Raw genomic sequence first — 7,304 nt, 5'->3', positions numbered from 1 at the left:
AGCGGCGAGACGACATCCACGAAGCCTTCCTCGGCCTCGCCACCTGCCTCATCACACACCGGCACGTGAAACGCCTTTGTTAGGACCTCTAAGAGGCTTCGGAGTGAATCTTCGCCGCCCCGATGCGCTGGATCCGTTCCTTACCCCATTCGGCCAGGGCCCCCAGCGCGGTGTTGAGGGTGACGCCGTGCTCGGTAAGGGAGTACTCGACTTTCGGCGGCACGACGGGGTACACCTCCCGGTGCACGAGGCCGTCTGTCTCCATCTCCCGCAGGTGTTGGACGAGCATCTTCTCGCTGACGCCCGGGAGCCCGCGTCGCAGCTCCGCGAAGCGGCGCGTGCCGTGCTCGTGCAGTTCCCAGATGATCAGGGACTTCCACTTTCCGGCGACGACGTCCATGGCCGCGTCGATTCCGCAGAAGTAGGGGCCCTGCCGCTCGGTCGTCGTCATGACCGTCTCCATGCCGCCCGGAGGGGGTACTTACCTTCCGGTGAGTACCGCACTATTTAGTCCGTACTGTTCAACTCTACTGTTCCTGCCGAGGATTGAGGCATCAACGGAACCTTCCGCACGACATGGGAGAGCAGCGACATGAACGAGATCCACGGAACCGACGTGACCGTCCTCGGACTCGGCGCGATGGGCAGCGCGCTCGCCGGGGCTCTGGTGAAGTCCGGCGTGCCGACCACGGTGTGGAACCGCTCGACGGGCAAGGCGGAGGCCCTCGTCGCCGAGGGCGCGATCGAGGCCGCGTCCGCTGCCGAGGCTGTTCGGGCGAGCCCGCTGGTGATCGTCTGCCTCTTCGATCACGACTCGGTGCAGGAGGTGCTCGACCCGCTCGCGAGCGACCTGGCGGGTCGGAAGGTCGTCAACCTCACCACGACCAAGCCCGAACAGGCGAGGCAGTCGGCCGCCTGGGCGGCCCGGGCCGGGATCGCCTACCTGGACGGCGGCATCATGGCCGTGCCGTCCATGATCGGGCAGCCGGGGGCCTCCATCCTGTACAGCGGTTCTCAGGAAGTGTTCCGGGAGCACACGGCGCTGTTCGACCAGTGGGCGGCCGGCACCTACTTCGGCGAGGACGCCGGACTGGCGTCCCTCTACGACTTCGCCCTGCTCTCCGCGATGTACGTGATGTTCGCCGGCTTCATGCAAGGCGCCGCCATGCTCGCCCCGGCGGGCGTGCCGGCCACCCGGTTCGCGGCGATGGCCGCCCCGTGGCTGACCGCGATGTCCGGCGAACTCGCAGGGTACGCCGAGGTCATCGACGGCGGTGACTACACGGTCCCGGGACAGCAGAGCCTGACATTCTCCAACCTCGGCCTGTTCATCGAGGCGATCACCGACCAGGGGGTGAGCGCCGAACCGATTGCCATGGTCCAGCGGCTCATCCAGCAGCAGGTGGACGCCGGCCACGGGGCCGAGGGGTTCGCCCGCATTATCGAGAGTCTCAAACACTCCGGCGTCTGAGTTGCCTTCGTCGCGCGTGCTCGTCCCGTGCGCCGCCGGGGCGGGCATCGGCGGTTCGTACGAGCAGTCCGGACGGGTTCGGGGGCGCGGGGGCGGCCCTCTCCTCGCTCGGGTCGGCGTGGTGGGCGATGCTTCTTCGCGCCTGGAGCGTGGTGCCCGGCTCCATGACGTCGACCTACGCGTGGCCATGTCAGGGATGCGGGCCCTCTTCGACTCTCTGGACCGATGGATGTGCACCTGAATCGATCGTCATGTCGGGTGAGATATTCGAGTGCGGCGTTCCGCGACAGGGATGGGATCGTTGAGTGGTCGTGCACATGGATGACCACTTGATTTTCGGGACTGACGTTGAATTCCAGCCGCCCCACGCCGTTGGTCGATCTGAGTCGGGTGCAAGCCCGCAGGGCTCGTCGCTCTCCGGTCTGCTCGACACACTCGAACGCCTCGAAGGTGAGTTCGATCAACGCCTCGCGGCCATTGTCGAGACGGACGCTGCGGTCTCCGGGGGCAAGAGCGGGCCTATGGCGTTGAGCGCCCTCGACCTGCTCCGTCCGTTCGCTGAGGCCATGCAGAGCATGGGCCGGGCCGGGGAAGAAGGTGCGATGCCGGCCCTGCCTGAACATGCTGGGCAGAGCTCCACCGAGAAACGTTTCCTCATTGACGGCGTCGATGTGGCCCTCGGGGCGTTCCAGGACCCGGTCGTTCTCATGGCGTACCTCGCTCCGCACCGACCGGTCCATCCGGAATGAATCGAGACGCGGCCCCGGCGCGAACGTTGGGCCATTCGGTCCGGTCGAGCAGCCCGCGCCGCCGGACAACTCGGGCCGTCGAAGTGGTGCAGGTCCGGGGCCAGGCCGCTGAGAGCGAGCACGCTGCGCGGCCTTCCCACCCCGGCTTCTTCCCGAGCGAGCGGAGTGCGTGCCTTTAACGGACTGACCCGACGGACTGCCACTCGCGGACAGAGCCTCGCCCGGACGGTTCGTGCCCGGCGCGCTCCCTGAAGCCCGCTGAAGGGCCGGGCCACTATCGAAGGGCGCGCCGTCCCGGTAGTGAGACGGCGAAACCGTTCTGTCCGTACCGCCGTCCGTAGGTTCTTCGGCCGGGAGCGATCCCTTCCGCTCCCGGCCGCCGTTACCCGTGGGGTGGAGCGCGCAGCCCCACGCACACGACGAGCAAGGGAGACCCACATGGACCGCAGAAGCATGCTGCAGCTGACCTCGGCGGCGGCGGTCACCGGAGGACTGGTGGCCGGAACGGCCGGAACCGCCGGCGCGACCCGCAGGGCCGACCGCACGATCACCCTGAAGGGCAGGCGCACGGGCGCGAACATCCCGGACATCCTGACGGCCGGAGTCCCGTACTACGTGCGCTACGACCTGACGGACACTGAGGGCCGCAGCGTGGGCACGGAGAACGCGCACTGCTTGCCCGTGAGCGTGGGGCCCGACGGCTCCTACATCATGGCGACGCTTGTCCTGGCCCTCGACGACGGCATGATCACGGCCTCCACCGCATTCCAGCGCCCGCTCCCTGCAGTGACAGAGCTGCCCGTCAACTCACGCCAATGGATCCACGAGTTTGCGATCACTGGCGGTACCGGAAGCTACAACGGTGCAGAGGGATCGATCAGCATCGAACACCTCACCCGCGACGAGGACACGCTCACCGTCACCCTGACGGACGCCACCGAGTAGGAGTGGACTGCGCCGTCCGCGAGGGAGAACCCGGACCACAACGCCTGATACCCCGTCACGGGCCTGCGACCGTCGTTTGCGTCGATCGGTCGGAGACGGGGCTGCGTCGTTAGGTGCCGTCCGTCAGCGCTGTGCTGTGCGTACAGATCGCGCACGAGTGCCTGGCCGGGGCCGTGGGTGAGGTCGCGCTCCGGGCCGGAGAAGCCTATGCCCCGCAGAGACGAAACGTGCGGTCGTGACCGTCCGCTGCAGCAGGTGTTGTGGCGGACGGCCGGAACGCTGTGGCGCCAGGCAGCTGCGGCCATCAACAATGTTCGTATGACCATCACTTCGCAGGCCCGCTCGTTCGACACAGCTGCCGCAAGCTACGCCGCAAACCGTCCTTCATATCCGGCCGAATTGCTCGACGCGGTCGAGGAACTCACCGGCCACCCGTGGGACGGCGCTCGCGTCGCCGACATCGGTGCCGGCACCGGACTGGCGACGATGCTTCTCCGGGCCCGCGGTGCGAACGTCATCGCTGTCGAGCCCGGCGCCGGTATGGCCGCCCAGTTCCGTTTGAGCCTGCCCGACGTCCCCCTTGTGATCGGAGACGGCAACAACCTGCCACTGGCCTCCGCCTCCGTCGACGTCCTCACATATGCCCAAGCCTGGCACTGGACCGATCAGCACAAGTCCGTGCCCGAAGCTCTCCGAGTCCTGCGTACCGGTGGTGCACTCGCCCTCTGGTGGAACGACTCAGACAACACCGTTCCGTGGATCGCCGACCAGGACGCGCGCCTGCGCCGGCTTTTCGGTGCCGACGACAGCCCTCACGACCCCATGGCCCGGTTCCGCAAACTCCCGTCCGAACTCGACTTCGTCCATCGGCACGTGTCGTGGACCCGGATCGTTCCACTTGACATGCACCTAGCCAACCTCGCCAGCTACTCCGACTTCCTCGTCCTTGGCAGGAAAGCAACGAACACCTTTATTGCGCAGGAACGCGACCTCCTGACCGGGATCTTTCCGAACCGAATGGTCAAGGAGCACTATGTCGTCAGTTTGGCTGTCACCACCCGCTGACACAGTGCTGCGCAACGCTGGTGTAATCGCCAGTGGCCAGAGGTGCGTTCACCTATCTCAACGACGACCTGACCCGGCGCCGTGCCACGATCGCTCTCGCTCTCGAACTGTCCGAGCTGCCCGGCGCGGGCCCCGGCCGGTTTCGATTCGTGCCCTCCACGCCGCTGGTCGCGGGGTGGCTTGGTGAGGGTCATGGTGGTGGCTGGTCGTAGGGTTGGCGCGTCATAACGGCCCGAGAGCAGGGGGGAAGCGTGCGGTCCGAGGAGGAAGACGAACATGCGCGGTGGGAGCGTGATTTCCCGATCCGGTATTTCCTGGTGCGGGACGATCTCAGCGGTGGTGAGGAGGGGGACGTGCTGTGGGGGCGGTGCGCGCAGGCCGAGGGGCTGTTCGTGGACCCGTCTCCCGTGCCGCGAGAGGACCTGACGCTGCGCGGCTGCCCGCGTGAGAGTCCGCTGGGCCGGGCTGTGGCGGCCGGTACCGGAGCGGCGCGGCTGCTGGGGGACGGAATGCTCTCGATCGAGCCGGTGGACCCCTCGAACGACGGGCCGGGCCGCTTCTGGGACTTGGAGGACACTGCGGTCCTGGCCCAGTGGCCCACGCCGGACGATCACAGCCGTCTGGACATCGTCGTGGGTACCGGCCTCAGGGTCCAGACTGGTCGGAAACCACTTGGTCCAGGGCGTCAACGGCGAGCATTCGAAGGTCTGCGGGCAACTCCAGCACCGGCTTTGATGGGTATCGGCTCGGGCGTGTCGGTAGCTGACGGTCATAATTCGGCTGTGGACCTGAGACCGGAGTTGCTGCCCCCGCCCGTAAGCCAGCAGCGGCTGGACGAGCTGTGCGCCGAGGTGGAGCGGATCGCAGAGCTGCTGGAAACCCGCCCGGAGGTGGCGGGCGAGGCGATCGCGGCCTTCAACACGATGACAGGTCACGGCTATGTGGCGCTCGACTTCGCTGAATACCACGGAAGTAGGAGCCTGGCGGAGTTCGCGCGGGAGGCGGCCAGGCCGGCTCGTCCAACGATTGCGGACATCACCCGGGACGAGCTCGTGGAGATCGTTCACAGACTCCTGACGGCTGCGTCAGAGAGCAACTACTATCTGCGGCTCCTGGAGGCTAATGTGCCGCATCCCCGGGTAAGTGACTTGGTCTTCCACCCCTCGGAGGACCTCCAGGGTGCGTCTGCTGAGCAGATCGTCAATAAGGCCCTGAAGTACCGACCGATCGTGCTTTGAGCTCGACGAGTGAGCACGCTCCGAATCGGCGTGTTGAGGATGTTACGTCGGTCAGGCTTGGGTCTGGTCTGAAGTTTTCTCAGTGGCGCGGCGAGCCATAAGAACTTGGAGCACCGTGATGGTCGAGCTTTCTTGAGGCGTGTGTTGCCGGGAGGTCAGGCTTCATGCCGGGGCGGTCGGCGATGGGTTTCTTGTTTTGGCGCTCTGAGAGGTAGTCAACTCTCTTGGAATCAAGATCAGTTGGTTCACAGTGTTTTTTGTGAACCGGGTGTCTTTCTTCTTTAAAACCTCGTAACACGATCTTGTTGAACGGCCCTGGTCGGCCGTGACCGGTGTGGCGATTCGGCCGTTCGGGATGGTGTGACTACCAGGCCGTGGATCGTGGACGATGACCTGTGGGCGCTGATCGAGCTGATGCTGCCGCCGTGGCCCGAGAAGGCTCCCGGCGCCCGCGGCCGGTTTCGGACCGGCTGTGCCTGCAGGGCATCCTGTACGTGCTGATCAACGACATCGCCTGGCAACTGCTGCCCCTGGAGGTGGGGTTCGGCTCCTACCAAACCTGCTGGCGGCGGCTGGAGCGGTGGCAGAAGGCCGGGGTCTTCGACCGGCTGCACCGGATCCTGCTCTCCAAACTGAACGAGGCCGGCGAGCTGGACTGGTCCAGAGCATGCGTCGACGGTTCCCATGTCCGCGCGAAAAAGGGGGGCGCCGACACCGGGCCGTCGCCGGTCGACCGGCGGAAGACGGGCAGCAAGCACCATGTGATCTGCGACGGACGCGGAACCCCGCTCAAGGTCGTCACCACCGCGGCCAACGTCAACGACGTCGCCCAGACCCTCGCCCTGGTCGAAGGCATCCCGCCCGTCGCCGGACGCCCGGGCCGGCCCCGCCGACGTCCCCAGGCCCTGCTTGGTGACAAGGGCTACGACTCCGATCCCAACCGCCGCGAACTGCGAAAACGCCGGATCCTGCCGGTCATCTCGCGCAAGGGCGTCCCGAACATCAAGGGCCTGGGCAAGCTCCGTTACGTCGTCGAGCAGACCTTCGCCCCACTCCACCAGTTCAGGCGCCTCGCCGTCCGCTGGGAACGCCGCACCGAACTCCACGACGCCTTCGTCTTGCTCGCCTGCGGCCTCATCTGCTGGAGAAGGCTCAAGAAGGTCCACTCCTGATCGCACCCCAAGCGGTCACTTGCAGCACCTGAAGAGGCCTGGGGCTACTGGTGCGGTATCTGCCTGGTTCCGGTCGGCTCTGCAGTGTCTGTCTCGGCTGCTGTGAGGATGAGCCGTCCCTCGACTCCTGCTTCGACGACATTGACCAGCAGCGTGCTCGCGTCATCAAAGCGCAGGGTGAAGTGCGGATCGAGTTGCATCAGGAAGTCGAGGCTCTCCTTGTCCTCTGCGGCCAGGGGGGATTCGAGGGTCGCCTCGCATGTCCAGTTGTCTCTGGCGGTACAGACCGCGATCCGCACACGAAGCCTGCCCAAACACGTCGATCGGTTGGCCCACCACTCAAGCGTGGCGGTGCCCTCGTAGCTGTCCATGGTTCAAGTATCGCGATCGAGTAGACAGCCGTGTGTCAGCGATGCAGGACCTGAGGTCACAAGATCGTGTTACGAGCTCTAAGGAAGTGCTTCGGGTTCTCGGAGGTTCGGTAGCGTTTCTTCCCGTGATTCCACCGGGGAGGTGCACTGGAGATCTGACGGGGGCGGTTCGCACCCCTTATGCCCGAGCCTCGGTAGGAGTACGGCTCGCCCCATCTGCCGGCCGAGCAGGCCCAAGCCTCGGGCAATCACCCCCGCACCAACTCAGCAGCCAGCTCTAGGAGTTCGCGGAG

General features: G+C 66.1%; 8 protein-coding genes. 6 read left to right on the top strand and 2 right to left on the bottom strand.

The annotated features are described in order from the left end of the window. Window positions 1–88 precede the first annotated feature (88 nt). Window positions 89–451: a winged helix-turn-helix transcriptional regulator gene (locus ACWCXC_RS37245; RefSeq protein ID WP_450684608.1), complete on the bottom strand. Its 363-nt coding sequence runs from the start codon at window positions 449–451 to the stop codon at window positions 89–91. A gap of 102 nt (window positions 452–553) precedes the next feature. Here ACWCXC_RS37245 and ACWCXC_RS37240 point away from each other — a divergent pair, with 102 nt between their 5' ends. The 6 genes from ACWCXC_RS37240 to ACWCXC_RS37215 all read left to right on the top strand — a co-directional run bounded on the left by ACWCXC_RS37240 (window position 554) and on the right by ACWCXC_RS37215 (window position 6,640). Then, window positions 554–1,471, top strand: coding sequence for an NAD(P)-dependent oxidoreductase (locus ACWCXC_RS37240; RefSeq protein WP_450684613.1), 918 nt, complete (start codon window positions 554–556; stop codon window positions 1,469–1,471). A 317-nt stretch (window positions 1,472–1,788) separates the two neighbouring features. Next, a complete protein-coding gene (locus ACWCXC_RS37235) occupies window positions 1,789–2,220 on the top strand; it encodes a hypothetical protein (RefSeq protein ID WP_450684609.1) in 432 nt (143 codons plus the stop codon). Window positions 2,221–2,673: 453 nt separating this feature from the next. Further along, complete coding sequence (locus ACWCXC_RS37230; RefSeq protein WP_450891795.1) at window positions 2,674–3,165, top strand: hypothetical protein; 492 nt, start codon at window positions 2,674–2,676, stop codon at window positions 3,163–3,165. 318 nt (window positions 3,166–3,483) lie between these two features. Next, window positions 3,484–4,230, top strand: a complete 747-nt coding sequence (locus tag ACWCXC_RS37225) for a class I SAM-dependent methyltransferase (protein ID WP_450891794.1) — start codon at window positions 3,484–3,486, stop codon at window positions 4,228–4,230. Window positions 4,231–4,481: 251 nt separating this feature from the next. Further along, the gene (locus ACWCXC_RS37220) at window positions 4,482–5,468 is read left to right on the top strand and encodes a hypothetical protein (RefSeq protein WP_450891793.1); all 987 of its coding nucleotides are present in this window, start codon (window positions 4,482–4,484) and stop codon (window positions 5,466–5,468) included. Between the two features lie 414 nt (window positions 5,469–5,882). Next, window positions 5,883–6,640 (top strand): IS5 family transposase gene (locus tag ACWCXC_RS37215; RefSeq protein WP_450891796.1). Its coding sequence is split into 2 segments (ribosomal slippage): window positions 5,883–5,918 and window positions 5,921–6,640, totalling 756 coding nucleotides; the frame shifts between segments, so codons are not numbered across the junction. Between the two features lie 44 nt (window positions 6,641–6,684). Here ACWCXC_RS37215 and ACWCXC_RS37210 read toward each other — a convergent pair. Beyond that, window positions 6,685–7,011, bottom strand: a complete 327-nt coding sequence (locus tag ACWCXC_RS37210) for a hypothetical protein (RefSeq protein WP_450891792.1) — start codon at window positions 7,009–7,011, stop codon at window positions 6,685–6,687. Window positions 7,012–7,304: the final 293 nt, after the last annotated feature.

It is taken from the genome of Streptomyces sp. NPDC001515, from assembly GCF_053597115.1.
Note: the sequence above shows the minus strand (reverse complement) of the source record. Positions and strands in the feature narration are given on the sequence as shown.

Excerpts from the sequence above, each read along its gene's own strand:
- ACWCXC_RS37245 (WP_450684608.1), bottom strand. The coding sequence starts at position 451 with ATGACGACGACCGAGCGGCAGGGCCCCTACTTCTGCGGAATCGACGCG.
- ACWCXC_RS37235 (WP_450684609.1), top strand. The coding sequence starts at position 1,789 with ATGGATGACCACTTGATTTTCGGGACTGACGTTGAATTCCAGCCGCCC.
- ACWCXC_RS37225 (WP_450891794.1), top strand. The coding sequence starts at position 3,484 with ATGACCATCACTTCGCAGGCCCGCTCGTTCGACACAGCTGCCGCAAGC.
- ACWCXC_RS37210 (WP_450891792.1), bottom strand. The coding sequence starts at position 7,011 with ATGGACAGCTACGAGGGCACCGCCACGCTTGAGTGGTGGGCCAACCGA.
- ACWCXC_RS37230 (WP_450891795.1), top strand. The coding sequence starts at position 2,674 with ATGCTGCAGCTGACCTCGGCGGCGGCGGTCACCGGAGGACTGGTGGCC.